General features: G+C 47.6%; 15 protein-coding genes and 1 pseudogene. 9 read left to right on the top strand and 7 right to left on the bottom strand.

Going from position 1 to position 22004, the window contains the following annotated elements:
- Complete coding sequence (locus PsAD46_RS18655) at nt 1–714, bottom strand: response regulator (protein WP_063307586.1); 714 nt, start codon at nt 712–714, stop codon at nt 1–3.
- Between the two features lie 152 nt (nt 715–866).
- Here PsAD46_RS18655 and PsAD46_RS18650 point away from each other — a divergent pair, with 152 nt between their 5' ends.
- Nucleotides 867–3527 (top strand): molybdopterin-dependent oxidoreductase, encoded by a 2661-nt coding sequence (locus PsAD46_RS18650; protein WP_063292497.1) that lies wholly within the window; start codon nt 867–869, stop codon nt 3525–3527.
- 531 nt (nt 3528–4058) lie between these two features.
- Here the strand turns inward: PsAD46_RS18650 and PsAD46_RS18645 are convergent.
- Nucleotides 4059–4373 carry a hypothetical protein gene (locus tag PsAD46_RS18645; RefSeq protein WP_063292498.1) on the bottom strand — a complete coding sequence of 105 codons (315 nt, stop codon included), beginning with the start codon at nt 4371–4373 and terminating at the stop codon, nt 4059–4061.
- 774 nt (nt 4374–5147) lie between these two features.
- Here PsAD46_RS18645 and PsAD46_RS18640 point away from each other — a divergent pair.
- The 7 genes from PsAD46_RS18640 to PsAD46_RS18615 are packed head-to-tail and all read left to right on the top strand — an operon-like array spanning nt 5148 to nt 13135.
- Complete coding sequence (locus tag PsAD46_RS18640; protein ID WP_206599635.1) at nt 5148–6311, top strand: ferritin-like protein; 1164 nt, start codon at nt 5148–5150, stop codon at nt 6309–6311.
- A gap of 12 nt (nt 6312–6323) precedes the next feature.
- Nucleotides 6324–7487 carry a hypothetical protein gene (locus tag PsAD46_RS27725; RefSeq protein ID WP_084404474.1) on the top strand — a complete coding sequence of 388 codons (1164 nt, stop codon included), beginning with the start codon at nt 6324–6326 and terminating at the stop codon, nt 7485–7487.
- On the top strand, nt 7487–9208 hold the full coding sequence (locus PsAD46_RS27720; protein WP_084404473.1) for a hypothetical protein: 1722 nt from the start codon (nt 7487–7489) through the stop codon (nt 9206–9208). The genes PsAD46_RS27725 and PsAD46_RS27720 overlap by 1 nt, the downstream gene beginning before the upstream one ends.
- A gap of 3 nt (nt 9209–9211) precedes the next feature.
- Complete coding sequence (locus PsAD46_RS18630) at nt 9212–9952, top strand: hypothetical protein (protein WP_063292499.1); 741 nt, start codon at nt 9212–9214, stop codon at nt 9950–9952.
- Nucleotides 9945–10694: a hypothetical protein gene (locus tag PsAD46_RS18625; protein WP_063307585.1), complete on the top strand. Its 750-nt coding sequence runs from the start codon at nt 9945–9947 to the stop codon at nt 10692–10694. Before PsAD46_RS18630 ends, PsAD46_RS18625 begins: the two co-directional genes overlap by 8 nt.
- Nucleotides 10694–12202 (top strand): metallophosphoesterase, encoded by a 1509-nt coding sequence (locus PsAD46_RS18620; protein WP_193776971.1) that lies wholly within the window; start codon nt 10694–10696, stop codon nt 12200–12202. The genes PsAD46_RS18625 and PsAD46_RS18620 overlap by 1 nt, the downstream gene beginning before the upstream one ends.
- 12 nt (nt 12203–12214) lie before the next feature.
- Nucleotides 12215–13135: a hypothetical protein gene (locus PsAD46_RS18615; protein ID WP_063307584.1), complete on the top strand. Its 921-nt coding sequence runs from the start codon at nt 12215–12217 to the stop codon at nt 13133–13135.
- A gap of 11 nt (nt 13136–13146) precedes the next feature.
- Here the strand turns inward: PsAD46_RS18615 and PsAD46_RS18610 are convergent, their stop codons facing one another.
- The 4 genes from PsAD46_RS18610 to PsAD46_RS18595 form a co-directional block, all read right to left on the bottom strand.
- On the bottom strand, nt 13147–13998 hold the full coding sequence (locus PsAD46_RS18610; RefSeq protein WP_063292503.1) for a DNA-binding domain-containing protein: 852 nt from the start codon (nt 13996–13998) through the stop codon (nt 13147–13149).
- A complete protein-coding gene (locus tag PsAD46_RS18605; protein ID WP_084404483.1) occupies nt 13998–14891 on the bottom strand; it encodes a DUF692 domain-containing protein in 894 nt (297 codons plus the stop codon). Before PsAD46_RS18605 ends, PsAD46_RS18610 begins: the two co-directional genes overlap by 1 nt.
- Nucleotides 14892–14955: 64 nt before the next feature.
- Entirely contained in the window at nt 14956–17001 is a 2046-nt protein-coding gene (locus tag PsAD46_RS18600; protein ID WP_208981916.1) for a ferritin-like domain-containing protein, read from the bottom strand.
- A gap of 84 nt (nt 17002–17085) precedes the next feature.
- Complete coding sequence (locus PsAD46_RS18595) at nt 17086–18399, bottom strand: phosphatidylserine decarboxylase family protein (protein WP_153040784.1); 1314 nt, start codon at nt 18397–18399, stop codon at nt 17086–17088.
- A gap of 875 nt (nt 18400–19274) precedes the next feature.
- Between PsAD46_RS18595 and PsAD46_RS18590 the strand changes: the two genes are divergently transcribed.
- Complete coding sequence (locus tag PsAD46_RS18590; protein ID WP_063307583.1) at nt 19275–20525, top strand: site-specific integrase; 1251 nt, start codon at nt 19275–19277, stop codon at nt 20523–20525.
- Between the two features lie 400 nt (nt 20526–20925).
- Here PsAD46_RS18590 and PsAD46_RS28750 read toward each other — a convergent pair.
- Nucleotides 20926–22004: pseudogene (locus PsAD46_RS28750) on the bottom strand (hypothetical protein); the annotation flags it as partial.

The raw sequence follows: 22004 nt of genomic DNA, 5'->3' as shown, positions 1-22004 counted from the left end.
TTATGGATCATCCCCGATGAACAAGTAACCCTCTCCATGAACGGTAATAATATGCTCTGGGTGAGGTGGATCTTGTTCTATTTTACGCCTCAAGCGGCCAACAAGCACATCAACGATACGAGTGTCAGACACGAATTGTCGATGCGTCACGGATTGGAGGAGACGTGACCGGGAGAGGACTTGCTCGGAATGCTGAGTGAAGGCATTTAACAGCTCAAACTCACCGCGTGTCAGAACAACAGCTGTTCCATCTTCCTGTACAATCCGCCGGCGTTTGGGATCAAAAGTCCAGCTACCAAACATCGTACATGGCTCAAGTTGCTGTGCCTGTGTTTTGCGATGCAGCCCCACACGATAAAGCAGCACTTTCACTCTGGCCAACAACTCGCGTGCATCAAATGGCTTGGTTACATAATCATCCGCGCCCATCTCAAGTCCGATAATCCGATCGACCTGATCGCTGCGGCTTGTCAGCAAAATTATCGCGATATCAGATTGAGCGCGTTGCTCCCGCGTAATCTGCAAGCCATCTTTTCCATCAAGATTGATATCAACAAGCAGCAAGTCTGGATTGTCTCGTTCGATAATCCTTTCCATCTGATCAGCGTCTTCTGCTTCGCTTACAGTGTACCGCTGCTGACGTAACAACACGCCCAGGCGCTTGCGGGTCACCAAATCATCTTCAACAATCACGATATGAAAAGTGTCACTCATGAGAGGACTTTACCGAACTCATCCTGATTACGATAGGCGGATTTACATTCTGTTACAAAAACGAACCATCCATTCATGAGCTGCGTGGGACCTGTTCAATCAAATTTGCGATGCTTTTGAAAACACAGTCATTCAAATCGTAGGGAAGAAAAATGACTACTTTCAACGTCAGTCGCCGGTCAGTTCTCAAAGGTGGTTCTGCTCTGTTTGCATCAAGCTTGCTCAGCAGTTCCGCATTGGCTTCAATCGACCCAAATTCTCACAGCCGCCGCGTGTTCCATGCAACGCACTACGGTCCATTCGAGGCCATTGTAAGAGATGGCAAGATCTCTGGCATGGCGCCAATGATCGAACTGGATGCTCGTCCCACTGAAATGCTGACTTACGGCGTGATTGACCGGACTTACGACAAGACTCGTGTTCTTTATCCAATGGTCCGCAAATCCTATCTGGAGGGTTGGGAGACTGGCGAAATCAAACCAGAGTTGCGTGGTAAGGAAGAATTTGTCCGGGTTGATTGGGACACGGCGCTCCGTCTCACATCCAAAGCCATTCTTGACACCATTGAGCACTATGGCAACGAAGGTATCTTCTCTTCGTCTTACGGCGGTTGGTCTCATGCGGGCGTGATGCGTCCAAACGTATTACAAGGTCGCTTCTTTAATCTGTTCGGTGGTTGTTCCATGACTGCAGGCGATTACTCCGGCGGAGCCTCTCAGATCAGCCTACCTCATGTTATTGGCGACATGGAAGTGTATTCCGCACAAACTTCCTGGGAAGTCATCCGGGATGAAACCGAGATCTTCCTGCTTGTTGGCTGTGATCCGATTAAAAACAACCGTGTTGAATTCCGCGTTGCTGACCATGGCATGTATGCACATTGGGAAGAAATTCGCGACAACGGTGTGAAGTTCATCTCCATCAACCCGCAGCGTACTGCATCTGATGAATTCTTCGATGCGGAATGGCTCAAGATCATTCCAAACACAGATGTCGCCTTGTTCAACGCCATGTCTTACCACGTGGTGAAAAAGGATCTGCACGACAAAGCCTATCTTGCAAAATATGCAGAAGGCTCAGACAAGTTCATCCACTACCTGATGGGTACGGATGATGGTGTCGAAAAGTCACCTGAATGGGCTTCCGAGATCACAGGCATTTCTGCTGATAAAATCAGAGAGCTTGCAGAACTCTTCGCTTCCAAGAAAGTCGAAATTGCCGGTGCATGGTCACTCCAGCGTGCTCACCATGGTGAAATGACACACTGGGCGATCATTAACTTTGCAGCGCTGACTGGCAAAATCGGTAAGCCAGGCCAAGGCGTAGGTTTCTCCTGGCATTACGGCAATGGCGGTATGCCAACCTCTGGTAAATCGACACCATCCGGCTTGGCTCAAGGCCGCAATCTGGTCAGCGCAATTTGCCCGGCATCTCGTATTTCTGAAATGCTGAAGAACCCAGGCAAGGAGTTCACGCACAACGGTTCTGTGCGCACGTTCCCAACTGTTAAGATGATCTATAACGCTGGTAACAACTTCATGTCTCACCAGCAGGATACAAACGAACTGATCAATGCACTTCAAACAGTGAATACGGTTGTTTGTCAGGATCCATGGTGGTGCGCATCCACACGTTGGTCAGACATTGTGTTGCCTGCATCTACGTCTCTTGAGCGTGATGACATCACATCCGGCGGCACTTATTCAAATGACCGCGTTTACGCCATGAAAAAGGTGATTGAGCCACTTGGGGAGAGCCTGAGCGATTACGAGATCTTCGCCCGCCTCGCTGAGAACTTTGTGCTCGACACTCAGTTTACTGAGAGCCTTGAATACATGGATCACATCAAAGCGGCCTACGCACGCAGTTCTGCGACCGAGAGCTTTGAAGAGTTCTGGGAAAAAGGCTATGCACGGATGGATGTCCCTGTAGAAGCTCGCAAATGGGTTCGTCATGGCGATTTTTATGAGGATCCAGAAGGACATCCACTGCACACGACGTCTGGCAAGGTAGAAATGTTCTGTAAGAGCATTGCTGAAATGGAGCTGGATGACTGCCCTGGCATGCCTGTGTGGATGGAACCTGCAGAGTATCTTGGCAACGCCAAGGAAGGCCAGCTGCATGTAGTGAGCCCGCACCCATGGTATCGCTTGCACTCACAGATGGGCAACTCCGAGCGCCTGCGTGAACTTTACATGGTGCAAGGCCGCGAACCTGTCCGCATTAGCGCTAAGGATGCAGAGGAACGCGGTATTGCTGATGGTGACTTGGTAGAGCTTTACAATGATCGCGGAACCGTGATCGCTGGCGCGGTGGTTTCCGATGAAATTATGCCGGGTGTTGTCTCAATCTATGAAGGTGGCTGGCCGCAAGTCGATTCCAAAGGTCGTTGTAACTCTGGATTGATCAACTTTGTAACCTCGTCCCGGCGCTCAAGTGGTCTCAGTCAGGCAACCACAGCAAACACCTGTCTGGTATCCTTGCGCAAATGTGAAGATCCTGAAGGTCCAAATCGTGCCTATGAACCACCTGCAATTCTAGAGGACATGACTTTCTCCGCGGTAACAGAAGAAGCAGTGAATTCTGATCGCATCGATGGTCTTGTGGAAGCTCTTTACGCAGACATGAGTGAAGGTGAAAAACTCTTCTATCAACGCTGCACCGTGTGCCACGGCCCTCGTGACCCATCCCAATTCACACAGCTCCAGTGGAAAGGCATCACCCAATCCATGTTCCCACGCGCAGGACTAGAAGACACAGAAAAAGCCCAAGTCCTAGACTTCCTCCTCAAAAATGCAAAGGATGCTAGTTAATCTGTCGAGGGCATCTAGAAACGAAGGGGCAGGGTTTCTCTGGCCTTTTTAGTAAACGTAATAAATTTCCAGCAAAGTGGAGGTTTATTACGTTTAGGGAAGCAAGCTTGTCTATGTAGATGAGGAAAGCCTCAATTTTTCTAGCAGTACATGCAGATATGTGAACAGATCTGAAAAATAACAAAAACGCAGCGAAAGTCATTGCAAGACTGATCCCCTTTGTGAATTTGATTGATGCGTTGCCCTAATTGATTTGCACGGTGTTGTTGCGCAATTCAAAACCTGCTCATAGTGATTTAATCCCCGCATAATTAGGTGTAATGAAATACGCCTGAACGCTGGTCGCTGTATGTAATCATCTTATTAATAATGAAAGTGTCGATTTCTGCCATTACTTTCTGACTATTTATTTTAAGTGATCTGAATTTGTTGCCAATCACCTGCTTAAAGCGCCCTGTCAGGGGGACTGTCTATGCCTTTGAGCATACTCAGTCGACTTATGCCATCTTATTTTACTACGTCTTTCGATGATCAGGATATCCGGTAGTGTATTGCGTCGGTGACAATCTCTGGGTTAAGTACTACCGTTTTGGGCGTTAGCATATTGACCTGAAATCTGGCAAAGCGATCTTTCAGTTCTTGTCTGATAGAAGCGCCATCGTAGGCTCTATCACCTAGAAACTTCGCGAGTGGACCTTCAATCTGATCCCGCAATATTTTCAGTTCGTCAACACTGTCTTTGGTTAATTCAGTGCTCACAATCTCGCTCGTGTTAAGCTTTAGACTAAAATAGAACTCTCGTAATTTTTGCGCTTCACCTTGTTGCCATGTTTGGTTTCCTGTCATTTTCCAGCGCCAAAGATCTTCAAACCGGAGTTGGCGACCACGAGGTGGATCGGTTTGGCATTGAGGGGCTGACGTTGTTGTGTTGGCTATAGAGTATCTGTTTGGTGCGATTGCGTTGATAATTCAGGAACGATCAGTTCCAATTCCATCAAGCAAAGTAGAGAGTGCCAAAATTCCTGGATCAGGCTAAATGTGAGCTTGAACGCTGGCTTCATCTGCAAATAGATTTGAGCCGCAAAGCTAGAAAACTTGATAGGGTGATCACAGCGTTTGCTAGGTGCAACAAGCTAGAAACTGGCAATTTCACCATCAACTTAAACTGTCATATCACCACGTGGGTGCAGTTTGTCGTAACACTCTGGCCAGTTGATTACCCGATGCACTGCTTTAGTAAACTTATCACGCCGTGCGGAGTTAGGTTTGAATAGCATAAAAAGTAACAGATCTGAAAATAGTACCGAACCATACACATCAAAGTTGGGTATTATGCAACAACATCATTAATTAAAGTAATATTATAATTAATGTGGAAATTAAAGATGAATTATTTGAAGTTAATAAAATATAAAACTGTGATAACTGCCACGTTCCAATTGCATGATTGATTTATATTTTTGAAGTCACGTATTTTGCAAGCACAATTTCCGGCCACGTGAAGAGAAGGCACCCAGCTTAAGGAAATTTGCTTTACATGAGGATTGCTGGTCAACCTCAAGAAGGAAAGGTGCGGCTTTTCTCGTATGCATTACTTTTGCTATCAGAGGGAGGCCTCTTGTGGATCAACAACTGCTTTCAGTTCCACCGCAAGATCGAGACTTGGAATGGATTAAAGCTTCGCTGCAGTCAGCCGTTGCTTTGGAGCATGCAACATTGCCGCTTTATCTGGCGGCGATGTTTTCCTTAGAGGTTCAAAACTACACAACTTACAACCTGATCCGTTCCGTCGTGATGGAAGAGATGGTTCATATGGCCATCGGATGCAATATATTGGCAGCACTTGGAGAAAAGCCTTCAGTAAAGAAGTTGGATCCTCTTTCTCCGTCTGAGGGACTGCCTGGTGGGGTGGAACCCGATCTTCCAGTCGTTTTTGCACAGCTAAGTAAGAACCAGTTGCGGAATTTCTTACGACTTGAGACGCCGATCAGTCTGTTAGCTACAAAATATAGAGACGAGAAGTACCCTTCCATTGGTGCATTCTATTCAAAAATAAAAGCTGCAATCTCGGCGAATAAAGGTGAGATTAATGCCACCGCGAAAAAAGTCCTCTCAGCTCCGGCCAATACCTATCCAAACCAGGTTGGAGACAACATTGGTTTCACTGTCTTTTCCATTGAAGACAAGCGATCACCTGTTCAGCAGTTCCTTGATGGCATTGATGAGATCATCGAACAAGGTGAGGGAAGTAATGCTCAGGACCTTTATGCGCAGAACTTTGACGGAGAGGGGAGCCATTATGCGCGTTTTGCTGAGATCTACTACGGTGCACAACTTCTCGTTCCAACACCCAAGCCCAAACTCACACCTGAGACAGAAACAGAGTTTTTCAAGGGTCACCAAATACCCTGGCCAAACGTGACCAATGTGCTCGTGGTTCCTCGTGATGGTTATAAGAAACTACTCGAACTTGATCCAGAGGGAGCATCGGTCAAATCCAACCTCTGTGCGTTTGATGACAAATACACTGAGATCATGACTGATCTGGATCTGATGTGGAATGGTCCAGCAGACAAGTCCTGGCCAACATTTGGCAAAGCTGTTGCTGCGATGACAGATTTACGTGTGCTTTCCTGCTTCAACATCATGCGCTCTCAGATTCCTGCAAACCTGATTGCCCGACTGTCAGAGCTGTACGGTGATGAAGCCAAAATCATGGCACGCTACACAGATTTGTCTGCTCCGGTTTTCTACGGTCCCCGTTTTATAAATCAAAACGCTTAGAGAGGCTTTGCTATGAAAAACCGTTATACGGATGCTAAAAGTGTAGCTTGCACAAGCCCGGGAGCTTTGCCTCCACTTCCCGTTATTGACTGGTCGAAAGTGGGGCAAAGCGCTCCTACCAACGTGGATATTGGCAATCCTGACAAGAATTCACCACTGCCTAAAGTCGATATCGTTGTGATGACCTGGACAGACACTGAGTGGAACGCGCTGGATCATGTATTCGTGTCCTCTGATAAGGAGGCCTACGTCTCATCAGATGAGTTCCGAAAAGGGTGGTTCCTAAGATCCAATGATGAGTACGTGAAGGGAGCTTACAATCTCTGGGGGTTCTATCGGGTCGTATCTATCCGAAATGCTGCAGGAGCAGACTTGAAGGTACTGCTTTGGAAGTCAGATGCGCACCTGTCGCATCCTCCTTTTGCAGATGGGTTGATTGCAATGGTGCATTTTGTACTGAAAGAAGCATCCCCTCAACGGCTTTATTCAATTGGCACCGCTGGCGGAGCGACCATAAGCGAAAAGCTCGGCGATGCGGCGATTACAAATACAGGCAAAATCAAGCTGAAATTGTCTGAAAATACTGGTTCCGGATTGAATGACAAAACAGTTGCCTGCACCAACTGGTATCCGGACCTTTCAATGAACTCAATCATTGAAAAGAAACTGCTCTTCAAGCTGAGTTCTGTCGTGACACAGCCTTATCTTGAATACCTTCTGTGTCAGGCAATTTACGATTCAGACAAAGGCAATCCAGACTGGGCAGGACAGTTTACCGTTGCCGATATGATGAACGCAGCTCTTGAAGAACTGGGGGCACCTAAAGGTCTCGACAAGAAGGGGATTCCGCTCCTCACAACAGACTATTACTTCATCTCAGATGGAGACGATACCGCGCAGTACAGTGCGCTGGAGATGGATGACGCTGTGGTTGGCTATGCTGCCGGGGAGTATCATGTCGATTATGTGTTTGTTCGCAATATGTCTGACACCGTAATTCCAACACAAACGCCTGCAGGTAAAGCAATTCCGCAAGAGCTGCGCGAGAATTGGTCCAGCGAAATCTATGAGCATTACGGCTTCTACACTTCCATGAATGGTGCTCTGCTCACTTGGGGAACCATTGCAGCTGATAGTGATTTGAAGGGGCAAACAGCCACTGGAAAGGGCACGTGATGACCAGTTCTTATACGCCACCGCGGCAAACCAGTCCGCGCCAGCCAAAGAACCCGATGGAGATAGAGCTGGTCTTTAATGTTCGCCCGTGCGGCACCTGTTCATTCTTTTGGCCTCCAAATCCCAAGGATCAGGTTTACGGTCCTTATCCAACCTATGACTTTTTGTCGGACTTTCCTAAAACAGCGGATCCATCCGGAACACCCGAGATGTATCCCTGGGTGAAAGGGGTCACGCGAAACTCCGGCTTTCCAAATGGTGAGATTATGGATGGATGCCGAAAGGCTCCCATCATGACGTTAGGGATCAACCCGAACCTGACTGCGTTTAGTCCGGGCATTACTGGAACGTCCTGGGCCTATCCCGACTTTACCAGTGAAGATGGAACCGATGGCTATGACAAGTATGCCTACTACTATCGCTACCGTAATGTGTATCAGGAACGATTTGCCTTTGAAGAGGTCAAGAAATATCTGATTGCAGGAAGCTCCGTTACCCCGACAGCAGACACAACCGTTACAGCTGATCAGATTATCGCAGCTGAAGATGGCATAATTAAATCTGCTGAGAGAGACCATGCAGGCTCTCCTTACGACGTGATCATTGAATATGAAAGCGGTGCGGAAATTACGCTTACATTAGAGCGTCCTACCGGAACGCCGCGTTATGTGCTTCTCTTCAATCATGATAGTCCGGACAACAAGTTCGAAAAGGGCGACATTGTCATCTCCAAGATGCAAATGCCTGCCGGTGTTAATCTAGAAGTTTATCAAGAACTCCAGACATATTACGAACAGTTCGTTCCAAGCCTGAATGAGTTCTCTGACTATCTGCGAGCGGAGGGCCATAAGAATGCTGATCTCAAGATCGGTGAGGATGTCTGTCAACTAGATATGGTGGCTTGCGCATCCCCCCATTGGAAACCTGCCTTCTTGGGCGGCACAGAAAAGAGCGAAGATACAATCATCTCCAACTGCGTAACCAAAAACGCATGGGCCTTAAAGCAGTTGGTTATGACAAATCCAGCTGTTTTATTTCTGGTTGGTGAAAGTTCCTGGGACATGTTCCGAGATGCTTTTAAGGAACACATCAAACGTTCACCAGAGTTACCGACAGATCCTTATGATAATGCATTTACTCTGTTTTATCTCACGACTGAGAATGACAATCCGACAATGTTTGAGTTCTCTACTGAGATCGACGGGGAACTTTATGCCATCAATACGCGGATCGTTGTAACACCACATTTTTCTTATGATACGAATTTTTTACCTCAGTTCAGACTCAGCCCTGACTGGCTTTCTGAACTGAAAGATAAGTCTCCTGAATCTGTGCATTATCTTGAGACCAATCCGGAGATTACATATGTACCCGGTAATGGTGATGGGTATGATGCCTTCCAGTTCTCTGCAGAAAATGCACCACAGGTACTGAAGGCAATAAAATCCCAATGGCCTGAAGTGTGGCCTGATCTAGAAAAGTGCTTTTACGATGCTCATGCCACCATGGCCGATGTGCTCGGATTTATGTACCGAGAAGGCAAGTTGACGTGGGATGATAAACGAGACTACCTGTCTCGGTCAGCAGGCCCATGTCAGTTCTGTGTCAATGAACATTGGAAGTTTCCTCTCGGTTGCCCCTATGGCAAACCAGAGGAAAAGCCACTCCCAATCGGCTTTCTAAATCAGGTGACAGACCAGATCCTGTCGGAAGGAGCGTGATCCATGTCCTTCCAGATACCTCCTGATGCAGTCCGGATATGGCGAGGATTTCGCCAGTCGACACTTCCGCAAGAAGAGTTTTTTCAAAGACTTGGAGAAACATTCATTCCTTCAACCGTGCAGATGCAGATCGAAAATGGCTTGGACACATATGTTCCGACCATTCCATGCGGAATGGCCAACAAGCCAGATACAGTACCTGACGAAACTGCAATCTTGTTCTGGAACTCTCAGCAGACCTACTGGGACGGTTTCAAAACTCTGGCAGGTCGTACTTACACTTTGACCCACGGTGGTTGTTACACGCCGGAAAGTGGTGCAGACTTTCCGGTCTTGTTCGCTGGAGACCTGGTGTTGAACCAGTGCTACTACCTTATCGATAAACCGCAGGACTGGATGAAAGGAAAGATACGGCATCTGGTGGGAGCTTTGCCAACTAGCACTAACACGGCAGAGTTGTTTCAGAACATACAAAGTGTCCTTGCCGAAACGCAGGCGCGCGAAAAAATACAAGGTGGCATTGTCTGCATCGGAGCAGATTACATCGTGTATTGGGAACTGGGTGACGGCACTGATCCTGGGCTTGAACAGTTGCAATCACACTGTGATTGGTCTCACGTTTTTGAACCTGTTCCGACAACATTGCCACCGCAAGCAGCCCTTTGGGATGACTGGCCAGGCATGAACGTAAAGCCTGGTGATACATACAATATGCAGTTCACAAGGGCTTTCGAAAATGAATGAAATTCGTAAGGTCCCACCCGATGCTGTACATGTCTGGCGAGGGTTTCGAAGCAAAGATAAGACACAGCAGCAGTTTGAAGAGTTTCTAGGCTCTGTGTTTGTGCCAGGATGTTCCTTGTTACAACCCAATGCGGGCTTGCATGCTTACATACCGTCTTTGCCACAAAATGAAGGCAAACCACCAACGGTGCCAGATCAAAGCGCCTTAATGTTCTGGACCTCGCAACAAACTTATCACGATGCTTTCAAATGTGTCGCTGTGCGTTGCTACACGAATTTGCATGGTGATCTATATGACACATCACGAAGCTCCGCTGGGTTCCCAGTATTGTTGCCTGAGGCAGACCTGCTAGTCGAGACGCCATATTTCCTTGTAAATGCTCCCGCAGATTGGATGTCCGGTGACGTGGTGCACTATATTGGTGCGCGCAACCAGAACGTCTCACCAGAAATATTTAGAGCACACATCCTGAAATGGGCGAAGAACCTGCTGCCTATGAGTGGGCTAGAGGGGGGACTGTTGTGCGTTGGCGAGAATTACCTAGTCGCGTGGACACTTTGGCCTAAGGGAAAAAGCAGCTCAACCTGCTTTGCTCCGCTGAAGGATTTCACGACAACGTGGCTGGACCGAGCTTCCGAGCATTTTGAACTTGGTCATGGGTTGTGGGAGGACTGGACCGGGATACCCATGACAGCACCTAACAGTCTCAACATTCAGCTTCATCGAACTTTGGATATATGATGCAACCCATTGTCAATTATGAGAATGCGGATCTGGCTCGGTTGAAATCCGCTGCTGCGAGCGTTGTTTCAAAAATGACAGATCATGACCCGCGCCAAGGGGTTCCGGTCGCTCATCCTATGTTAGAGGGCGTGGATGCATACGCACATAAAGCACTGGAAGGTAAAGCGCCTGAGATCCCGACCACGCGAAATGCCAGTGACCCGGAAGCAGCAGAATACCTCACTTATCTGACACATCATAAAGCTCACGCGGTTTTTACCGGGAATAAGCAAATTGAAGCGCAGATGCAGACGCAGCTGGACAACTTCACCTTTGGTAACCCAGCCTGGCAGCAGATGTTTGATGAGTATGTAAAATACTTCTGGTCCTATCCGGGGCATTCAGGCGGGAAGTTGGATTACCGGAGTTGGCGAGATCCCAAGTATGGAGGCGGGAGCTATGATTATGGTTGCGTGAGCTGGCAACTTCCATCGGACGCGACCATTGCTTTGATCGGTGATATCGGAACAGGAACGGATGTGGCAGCTGCTGTTCTAGCGTCAGCACTTTCGTTCAAGCCAGATGTGATCTTGCACGTCGGCGATGTTTATTATTCCGGTACAGAACAGGAGTTTGATACATACTTCCTTGGGCTCCTTAATGTGGCTTTTACAGCTGCAGGGCACCGTCCTCCCGTTTACACGTTGCCTGGCAATCATGAATACTTTTGCGGAGCATTTCCGTACTTCAGGTGTCTTGATGAAGGTCGGCTCGTAATCCATCCCAGTCAGCAGCAGCAAGCCAGTTATTTCCGTCTAACCACAGAGGACGGGGCCTGGCAGATCCTAGGCATGGATACGGGGTACCATGGGCACTATCTGAAGGTGGCTGGAGACAAACTGGATGAAGCCCTGGGTGTACTTCATGTCAATCCGAGTGATGCATATGACCCTCAAAACCCACCGCCCATGGTGTATGTGCGTCCTGATGAAATGGACTGGCACCGACACCACCTCAGCCAATTCTCTGGCCGTACATTGTTATTCGGGCACCATCAGCTTTACTCAGGTCGTTTTGCTGTAGGTGTGCCCTCAGATTATGAAGGTGACATCAATCGGCCCGGCGTAAACACCGCTCTTTGGCAAGCCTTTGGACCATATTTTGATAAGGTCGCTGCATGGTTCTGGGGGCATGAACATAACCTTTGCATATTTGAAGATAACTTCAGGCCCATTGGCTGGCCTCCCAATAATTCAGAACCGGATAATCCTCTCAAAACGCTCGCAAAAGGTCGTTGCATAGGTCACTCAGCCATTCCGGTGCAGCAGAAAGAAACGCCCTATGAGGAAGTGTATCCGGTCCCGATTATACCTGGTACGCATCTGCAGATGGTCGAGCAATGGTACAATCGAGGGTTTGAGATTTTGAAGCTGAACGGAGCAGGGCAACCTGCTCATTGCTCTTACTATCAGATTGCCGGCGCAGATCCGGCTCCCCTCAAAATTTACAGCGAAGATATACGCTAGGAGACGGGAATAATGACTGCAACGCTCTATACAATGACACCAACCCAACAAACTGGCGTAATGGAATGGTCTGAGGTCGGGCAGCCCGTTTTTAGTCAAACCTATGACGCGCTGACGACCTACGACAATTACGGCACCATGATCCTCGTCGGATACCATAAGGGCAGCGGAAATTGTGACACATTCGAGCTTCTTGAAACAGAACCTTGGATCAAGCAAGTGCCTAATACATTTGAGCTTGGCAAAGACTGGGATTCGATTCAGCCGTTTTACATGATGAACAAGCCTCATCTGCTCGCCTATCAGGCCAAAAACGGACACATGTATTTCTTCCCTTTGACTAAGGATCTAAAATCCGAATATCCATTGCATTTCTATCATACACGCTATCCCTATACGACGAACCTGAGCGAAGTAAAATGCGCTGTCGATCTGGGGCAGAATTTTGTATTTGGTTACAACAACACAGATGGCGCCGTGAATACCTGGACGATATCAGCCACGGCAAAGTCCGGAGGGAAAAGCCCTCCGCTTGTTGTAGAAAATGTCTGGGCTCACCAATGGGCAAAAGGCTGGACACGTTTTGCCTTCTTTACCTGGGGCAAGGAGAACTTCTTCCTGAAAACCAATACATGGAAACCCAACGTTAATATCGATCATTTTTCAGATGATCTAAGCGAAGGAACCAACGAGGTTGGCTCACATTTACATCTGAAGGATGACCAAGAGCTGGATATTGTACATCCATTTATGGTTGGGCCGGGTGACCCTTACTTTATGACGTATATGGTGAGTAATGGTGAGGTGACTTTAAATCGCGTACACGGCGATTGCATCGGTTGGACAACAGAAGCAACTGTCACCGCGGCAACAGGTGTGTCGCAAATTATTCCATACCGGCTGGGTGAGCAAAACTATGCATTGTTTATGTAGTTGAGATTGGTCTATCTTGGGTAATAGACCAATCCAAAATCCAGCGCAGTTGGAAGCCAAAGCAAAACTTCAGCCATATTTGAAGATTTAACATTTTCCAGCGCTCGATAAAGGGGTGTTGGAGTCTTCAAAGCTTCCAACAACTCAGCCTGCCAATCATTGATCTGCAAAGAAACGATCTTGTAGTCTTTTCGCGTGAGAGCTACCCAGTTCTCAGTTCGCTTTGGTATTGTCACAGTGTCGTTCAAACGCAGTGAAATGGCGAGCGAGCGGATTGGGTACTCCATCTTGAGAACTCTTAGGCATGGCGATGCTTGTAATAGCTCAGAGTGGATTGATGTCAGAAAGGCGATGGACGTTTTTGAAGTGGAATAAATATACTCTTCAAGACCGTAATGGAGCAGTATCTCAGCCTGCATTCTCTCATATCGCGCCAACTCAGCTGGGATTTTAAATAGAGCGACTTGATCAGGGCAGTTTGCTCCCTTCGGTTGCGTTTCCTCTAGAAACTCAGGGAGTTTAGCTCCTAACTTATATAAACTGGAATAACGCGAAGGATGGGTGACAATGTACGCCTTCGCAAATCCCTCAAAGACTTCATCTCCCATGAACTTACACAGCAGCGGATACTCTGCCTTTAACGCTTCGACCAAGCGAATAATATATCCTGACGCATAAATGTTGATGCGTTCGATTGCAGGAAACTGTTCCGTTTCTTTTATGGCCTCTTCGAGGGTAAGGTTTGTTTGGTGCTGAGCTCCTAAGAGTTTTTGATAGAGGTCACCACGGTTTATCAATACCTCCTGTAGCCAGTTTTGTAGTTGCCTTAGTTGGGTATCTTTCTTTAGACAACTTTCCTTCATTATCGAACAACCGGGCTCGAGAATGCACCAGGTGCTTGATTGATGTCGACACTCTCTAGTCGCTGGTAGGGCTTTCCTTCAAAAATGAGTCGTGCCTTGTTCAACTCAGCGACAACCTCAGAAAAGCCCGGGATGTTTGCATCCCATTCCAATAACGTAGAAACCGGGCCGGTTTTCTCCAGGAGCACCTTGTAAAGCTCCCAGACTTGATCTGGGACAGGTTGATCGTGAGTATCCACCAGACAGTTACCAGCCCGTGTAGGACCAGCTAAATGCACTTGTTGGATGCTGCTGTGAGGAATGTTCCTCAGATACTCCAGCGGATTATAGTCATGATTGAAGGAGGAAACGAAGACATTGTTTACATCAAGCAACAATAGACAGTCTGTTTTTTTAACGAGCAACGACAGGAATTCCCACTCACTCAGCTCATTTTGTCGAAACTCAAGGTAGGTGGATGGGTTCTCAAGAAGGATCGGTTGTCCAAGGAAGGTCTGAACTTGCAGCACCCTCTCGGATACATGATTGAGGCTCTCTTCCGTCAAAGGCATTGGCAGAAGATCATGAGTGTTGTGCCCAAGTATACCGGTCCAGCACAAGTGGTCAGAGATCCATGATGGTTGGACAAATTCAGCCAGCTCTTTGAGCTTTTGAAGATACTCCCAGTTCAGAGGATCTGAAGATCCTACATTGAGGGAAACACCATGCATCACAATTGGACATCGGCTACGAAGTTCCTTTAGGACATGCCGCCCATATCCGAGGTTGTCGATGAAGTTTTCACTTATGATCTCAAACCAGTCGACAGGTAAACTCTCGCAAGCCATAATTTCAGGGAAGTGCTGAGAACGCAGGCCAACCCCAAATCCTAAATAATCAGTATTTTCGTTCAATTCGGAAGCCGCTGAATCTGCGACTCCTTGTTTTGATGAAGCAGATGAACTCATTTGACCCCGTTTATGTGCTTGGTGGCATCGCCAGCCGTAAATCATTGGCTTTTGGTGCTTTATGCGCATCAGGGTCGAGCCCCTTCGCATGACAGTAAGCTTGCCATGCTATGTCGTAAACGGCATCCCCTTCAGAGTAGGGGAGATGTTGCTTCAAAGCCTCTGAATTATGATCAGGAGCAGGTCCAAATTTATAGAGTTGCATCTCATAGCAACCATCGTCTTGTTTCGGGTAAAGCTGAGAGGCTGAAATTGGTACTGCACACCCTCCAAAACCACCGCATTTATTGTCCGCTGGCGCGCTCTTTAGACCTTTGGCAACGGAACCTCCACAGCTACCTCCACCGCTGGCACTTTGGACAAACCCGCACCCACCCTGGGTCTTGCATTCGTTTGAACCTTTACAGCTATGGTAAGCTAAAACACTGGCACAAGTCTCGGTATCTGAACCGTTTAAGGCCATACCCTGACAAGCATGATAAAGAACATGTTCCTTTTGTGAGGCAATGCCAGTCACAAGATCGGGCACTTTTCCGGTCACAGCCCAGCATATAGAAACCCGATCACCAGACCCATCCATGGCAGGAGAGGGAAATTCGGTGTTATCGCTATTATTCCAGTAACTGTTCAAGACTGTAGTGATGCCCTTAATCGTCCCAACCGCAGCTTGGCTTAATATTTGGTAGGTATTAGATTTGGTTTTTAGTTTATTGAGTGCTGTCGCGATGTCTTCAACACATGGCACGTTAGGGGCTCCATTAGTACCAAGCATGTCTGGCTTCCAGATATGATTGTCATGCCACCTATCCCATGTCATGTAATCGGGTTTTTGTACGAGTTGAAGCACTTCCGAAAACAGTTCGAAGTGGTCTTTATCCGCTGCGTCAGATCTGGCGCGAGCTATACCAGATAGCATTGGGAGCTGTTTGCCTTGATCATCGTAATGAGGATAATCTTGAATCAACGCTTCTTTGTTAGGCTGGAACTTTTCTTTCACGCAACCTAGAGGATTTTCTGAGCCTTTTGCAAGTGAGTTGGCCCATGACTTAAAGCCCCAAACCCTCACAATGTCTTTGACAACATCCCCGCCTTCACCCTGATCAGTGATTGCATTGATGTTGTTAATGAGCTTGAGCTTCAGGCTATCAAGCTCTTCCAGATTCATATCAATCAACGGATATTGTGAAGCCGTTTGTACTGGCTTATTGAAGCGATCTCGCTGCAAGCCTAAGAGACGCCCAAGCAAACTGGTTCCATCTGAGTAGGTAATTTCAAGGTAGCTCCAGTAACATAAGTACATATGCCCAATTGAGCCGAACAGAGGTAGATCTGCTTCCGTCATGTTGGCTTTGAACCAATCAAATGGTGCAGGTTCAAAGTACTTTGGTCGGGTCTTATCACCATCGGGCTGAGGATCAGGTATGGGAACTTCAGAATTTTCCAGATTGAGCTTGGCGAGTTCAACGGTCTCTTCAATTGCCATGAACAGTTTTGCCTGATCTTTGTTCATGGCGCGCAGGATCACTTGCATACCTTTTAAATTCATTAGGTCGGGATCATATGAACATAAGACGGGGTGATCTATCCAATTATTAAAATCCAAAATGTGTGGAATCATGGTGTTGCCATGCTTATAGCAGGACCATCCAAACTCTTTGTTCTGTAAGGCTGGACTTGTGAAGCATGGCTGCACTCCAATCAAAGTTGCCATGTTTGAAGCGAGTTGAAGGTGCAGCATCTCTTCAATAAACACGCTGTAGACTTTGTTGAAGACTTGCTTGTTTGTTGTGTCAGGGTCGGCGGCAGGACCAGAGCCAGGCCACCAGCGACCTTCATAGAGCTTACTGCCCTTACTATTGATTTGATGTGTACCTTGGACTGAATACAGCGACGTCATGTAGAGGGGGATTGTAAACAACTCTACATTGATAGCTGCTTGAGCGATGGCTTTAACACAGGAAAGATCGTCATCTATGTACTTGGGGTTGCGATCTGTGCATGCATCGACCAGAGCCGCGCAGGCGCTATCATTCAGTTCCAGGAGAGGGTGTTTCATTGAGGTGTCCTTCGGTTTGGCGAAAGCACACCTGGCGTTGATTTTCATTATCGCCAGGCGCTAAAGAGAAAAACAACGACTGACTTAAATAGTTGAGATCGCAATTTGTGCCCCAACTCTGACAAATGGCCCGTTGTCGGAGTTGTTATCTGAAAGAGGATTTACAATCGTAAACTGCTTGATGGCTTTAGGCTGAAAAACAAGAGCCATTGAGGATCCCCCGTAGCTGAACCATCCAAGTTCTTGTCCTTTTTCAACTCTATCGCCTACTTTAACCTGAATTGAGATAGATGAGATCTCTGTGATCCCAATGGGCATAACGCATACGCAACCGATTGCAGGATTGTCGCTCTCGATAAAGATAAGCGCTCTGGTGTTTACCATCGCCTCGTATCCTTGAGACTTAGTTCCTGCTGACGGATCAAACCCCTCTGAATAAAGCTCAGAGAACATGTATCCGTTTACGACCCGTGCTTCGACAACCTTACCGGCGATAGGAGCTCTCCATCGGTGATAGTCGTTGCCGCTTAGGAATGTTTGAACGATATCTCCGCCAACAAAGCGCGTTGTGAGAGGGCTGCCGTCAAGCATTTGCTTGAGAGAATAGTTTTGGGCTTTCGTCTCAAAATCATCGTCCAGTTTTACATTACGTGCAATGCGATAAACGGTGCCATCATTAGCAGATGTAATCACTCGATCATTGTCCGGCCCATCAATTGGTCGGCTGATCGTAATGATTTGACGATGGAAGAAGTCATTAAATGACGTGTATCCCCAATGCACAGGGTCTTTCTCGATCTGTTCTTTCGTAACGAACTGATCCAGACTGTTCGCTTTCCATGAGGCTTCAGAAAGCCAACCATCCTTTGAGGTAACAACGACACTGAGTGAGGTCGGAGGGTCTAAAAACTCACACCAGGCATCAAGGATGTTTCTCAGGGCATCATTGAAAAGCTTGTTTTTAAAGACAAAATTCCCTGCGGGTGTCCACATCATGTAGACAAACAATCCTGACATTGGAAATGCTGAATGCGGCAAGTCTGGGTCAAAGATTGGTGCATGTTTGATAATGTAATTGAGGGCGCATAGCATATCGTTGATGGATTTAATTCCATACGCCACTTTTGGTTCTTCTTCTTGGTGAACTTGCCAGCCTTGCTCAATCATCTCGCTTACAAGACCATGAAGGTGATCGTCTTTATTCAGCAAAAAGGCTAGGGCTTGAACTGAAGGCTCCAAAAAAGAGTAACCTTGTTCAATTTGCTTTCCATATGCTGATATGGATTTTTGACTGATATGATCCAGCCACTTCCCCAGAAGCTTTGAGTCCCGCGGGAGAAAACCTGCAATCACACCAGGCCTGTTTTCATGATGAGATTGAAACTGTCCTTTGGGCATCTGTAACTCCTGTCGCAGCATGCATGAACTAGATATGCTTGCTGACAATAGGTAGAGCAGATTTTGAAGAGCAACTTCTGAATACTATTTAGCAAATCCTGCAACAGCAGAGTTGGATTAATTTAATTTACTTAAATGTGTGGTTTTAGAGTTTTGTCGATATAATAGTTTAGTATATTTCTTTGTAAAATATTTTATCGGCTATTCTAGGTGTTTCAATTAAGTTCTGTAGCTAATCCAATTTAATTACCGGGTTACTTTAAAGCGCCAACTGGCATTTAAAAATGCATCAGCAAACAGACCATTGAAGTTCTCTTTGCAGTGTTGATTTCCATAATTTGAAAGGACAATTACTAGAGCTAAAAGAGGTGTGAAATTGCGCTTTTCAAATGCTCTCATTTGCTTTCATTGCGCTGACACGAGGTCTAAACGCAAAAAGCTCTCAATTGGGAGCTTTGCTTTGCGAAGCCTCTTTATATACGACGAGGTTAAATGGTGATTCCGGCAGTGGGGATCGAACCCGCGACCCCTTGATTACAAGTTGCAATTTGCAACTCACGTCCACTTACACTCTACTACGATTCAGTACTATGAATCAATGAGTTGTAGAAAATTATTTGCCTCTGCCTACCTTGCATTTCGCCGTGAAACTCGTACATTTGCTTACAATATGCTGACAAGAAACGGTAGGCATTGAGCAAGCGATCTATAAGGGGATGAGGCTGTGTTTTACACAAGGCCTTAAGAGAAGCCCAAGAGGTCGTCACAAGCTGTCAGGCCGTCAGAAACAGCAGTAATCGGGGACTACTTTTAACTTCAATTTTCGCACGTATGGTGGTTCTTGTTATGGGCCGTCAGCGGGAGAGTTTTGCCTGATGCCCAATGTCACGAAACGGACTGTCGATGCAGCTAAGCCAACGGCGAAGAAGTACTTCGTCTGGGATGGTAAGCTCTCGGGATTTGGGCTGCAGGTGGCGCCAACCGGGCGCAAAACGTTCATTGTTCAATATCGCACACTAGAAGGGCGTTCTCGCCGTCTGACCCTTGGGAAATACGGTGAGCTGACACCAGATCAGGCGAGGGGGCAAGCGGTCGATGTTCTGGCCAAGGTGCGTATTGGGGAAGACCCGACCGTTAATCGCAAGATCATTCGCAATGCGCCAACGGTTGATGATCTGCTGGACATGTATCTGAGCGAACATGTTGAGGTGCACAACAACCCAAAGTCGGCTGTTGAGATACGGCGCATTCTTGAACGGTGTGTGCGTAAGCCTCTAGGCAAAGCGAAACTGGCTTCAGTTACACGGCAGGATATCTCCAAACTACATCGCTCCATGCGCAGAACTCCGCGACAAGCAAACCATGTGCTGGCAATCATCTCCAAAGCGTTCAATCTGGCTGAAATATGGGGCTTGAGGCCTGAGCACAGCAATCCGGTGCGATTGGTGAAGCGTTACAAGGAGAATGAGCGCGACCGGTTCTTATCTGGTGATGAGTTACAGCGCTTGGGTAAGACGCTGGAGCTTGCAGAGAAAGAGGGGCTTCCATGGATCATCAAGGCTAGCCCAGAGAACCGCAAGCACTTGCGCCACGATATTGAAAAGCGCCGGACACCTGTGAACCCCATGGCGCTTTATTGTCTCAAATTGCTGCTCTATACGGGGGCACGGCTAATGGAGATCGCTTCTCTTGAATGGAAGCATGTAGACTTTGAAGAAGGGGCTATTGCCTTGCCTTCAAAGAAAGGGGATGGCCGCAAGCCTCATCCGGTCAGTGGGAATGTGCTCGACATCCTCTCCGATATACCGCGCTTGGATGGCTCGCCTTATGTGCTTGCCCGCATCAATGATCCCACTCGGCATATTACCAAGGAGCTGGTGGAGAACGCATGGCAACGCGTGCGCCATCATGCCGACATCCCAGATGTGCGCATCCACGATCTGCGCCATACGGTTGGCACCTTCGCCGCGCAATCGGGAAGCAACGCTTTCCTCATCAGCCACCTTCTACGCCATCGCAACGTGACCATCACCAACCGCTATGTGAACCACGATGCACATCCTATACGGGTGTTGTCAGAGACGGTTGGGGAGAGGATTGAGGCGGGGTTGAAAGGAGGGGGGTAAGAACTGACGGCATGAATGTGGAGGTATTTGCTTGAATATTCGCGAACACCGTATGTCGTAGTGTGACCATTTGCGGCCATTCAACCTAAATCAAGTTGTTTACAGCCGGTGCGTGGTTTCAACCATAGGTCGATTTTAGTTAGCTTGTCGCAGTGTGGCCCCGCTCACCTAAAGAGTAATCATTTATGCATTACTCATTGCACTTGCAGCGAAGGTCTACTTCGTCACCCTGAGCAGGGGGGCACGATGATGATGTAATCCCGACAGATCTTATTTCAGCTATCCTGTTTAACGTTTCCGCTCTGCCCGCAAATGACAAAACAAAAACCCCACTCAAATTGAGTGGGGTTTTGTCATTCATGAGGGAGGCTCTGAGAGCCTTCTGAAAGAACGCGTTTAATCAGACAAAGGTGAAATCATCCTGATGTAAATCAGCAGAATTTACACCTTTCAGAGTGATCGAAGTGTCGTCGTCAATGGTGATGACTGCATCGGCTCCGCTATCTTCAACCGCTGCCTTCAAGGCGTCAAAATCAGCGAACACAGCGCTCTCGAACTCGATCACATCAAGCGATCCAGCCCCGGCTTCAAAGTCAGCAATCACATCATGACCGCTCTCACCATCTGCAAACTTAAAGGTGTCATTGCCAGCACCTCCCGTTAGTTGATCATCTCCAGATCCTCCAGAGAGAACATCGTCCCCATCATTCCCGGCGATAACATCCGCATCCAACCCGCCATTCAACACTTCAGCAGCATCACTGCCATTGATTGTGAGCGATGTGGTTTCAAAACTCTCAATCACCGGTGGAGTATCTGACGGTTCATAAACGGTGCCGTCAGCGCCGACATAATTACCGTCAGCATCAAGTGTAAACACGTAGACGGAGCCGGAGTTTTGCCCCTTATCGTCGTCAGCATGAGCACCAATCGTGATGACACCGTCTTCATTGATTGAGACTGATTGTCCAAAGTAATCACCGCTTGCTCCATCATGAGCCGTCAGAACGATTTCCTTGTAACCACCTGCTCCATCTGGAACATAAACATAGGCAGCTCCATTATCAGATGTCGCTCCGGTAACGATGACACCGGCCTCATTCACAGCAAGTGTCGAACCTGTACCTCCAGGGCCGGTGATCAGTTTGGAAACACTGTAATTGCCGCTGCCATCCGGCTCATGGATATACAATACGCCTGAGGCTCCAACCACAATGGTCCCGTCACCCTGTACCGCACCGCTTATGCCAAAGCTGGCATTGGAATCAGGAGCTGTCAGCTGCAACTCCGTGTAGTCGCCAGAGCCATCCGGCGTAAACACACGAGCCAGAGCGCTCGGACCATCTGCAAAAATAACACCGTCATCATTGATGCTAACCGTACCACCGAAGCCATCACTTCCCGCAGCAACCAGCTTACTTTCCGTATAACCACCAGAACCATCCGGCGTAAAGATGTAGATCTTATCGGTTGCAGTGC

Origin of the sequence: Pseudovibrio sp. Ad46 (assembly GCF_001623065.1) — a bacterium.
GTDB lineage: Bacteria > Pseudomonadota > Alphaproteobacteria > Rhizobiales > Stappiaceae > Pseudovibrio.
The sequence above is the reverse complement of the archived record's forward strand: the minus strand, read 5'-3'. Positions and strand labels throughout refer to the sequence as shown.

What these genes read in the sequence shown, in the direction of transcription:
- PsAD46_RS27725 (WP_084404474.1), top strand. Translation starts at nt 6,324, where the DNA reads ATGAAAAACCGTTATACGGATGCTAAAAGTGTAGCTTGCACAAGCCCG.
- PsAD46_RS18650 (WP_063292497.1), top strand. Translation starts at nt 867, where the DNA reads ATGACTACTTTCAACGTCAGTCGCCGGTCAGTTCTCAAAGGTGGTTCT.
- PsAD46_RS18645 (WP_063292498.1), bottom strand. Translation starts at nt 4,373, where the DNA reads ATGACAGGAAACCAAACATGGCAACAAGGTGAAGCGCAAAAATTACGA.
- PsAD46_RS18620 (WP_193776971.1), top strand. Translation starts at nt 10,694, where the DNA reads ATGCAACCCATTGTCAATTATGAGAATGCGGATCTGGCTCGGTTGAAA.
- PsAD46_RS18600 (WP_208981916.1), bottom strand. Translation starts at nt 17,001, where the DNA reads ATGAAACACCCTCTCCTGGAACTGAATGATAGCGCCTGCGCGGCTCTG.
- PsAD46_RS27720 (WP_084404473.1), top strand. Translation starts at nt 7,487, where the DNA reads ATGACCAGTTCTTATACGCCACCGCGGCAAACCAGTCCGCGCCAGCCA.
- PsAD46_RS18615 (WP_063307584.1), top strand. Translation starts at nt 12,215, where the DNA reads ATGACTGCAACGCTCTATACAATGACACCAACCCAACAAACTGGCGTA.
- PsAD46_RS18655 (WP_063307586.1), bottom strand. Translation starts at nt 714, where the DNA reads ATGAGTGACACTTTTCATATCGTGATTGTTGAAGATGATTTGGTGACC.
- PsAD46_RS18625 (WP_063307585.1), top strand. Translation starts at nt 9,945, where the DNA reads ATGAATGAAATTCGTAAGGTCCCACCCGATGCTGTACATGTCTGGCGA.
- PsAD46_RS18590 (WP_063307583.1), top strand. Translation starts at nt 19,275, where the DNA reads ATGCCCAATGTCACGAAACGGACTGTCGATGCAGCTAAGCCAACGGCG.
- PsAD46_RS18630 (WP_063292499.1), top strand. Translation starts at nt 9,212, where the DNA reads ATGTCCTTCCAGATACCTCCTGATGCAGTCCGGATATGGCGAGGATTT.
- PsAD46_RS18610 (WP_063292503.1), bottom strand. Translation starts at nt 13,998, where the DNA reads ATGAAGGAAAGTTGTCTAAAGAAAGATACCCAACTAAGGCAACTACAA.
- PsAD46_RS18595 (WP_153040784.1), bottom strand. Translation starts at nt 18,399, where the DNA reads ATGCCCAAAGGACAGTTTCAATCTCATCATGAAAACAGGCCTGGTGTG.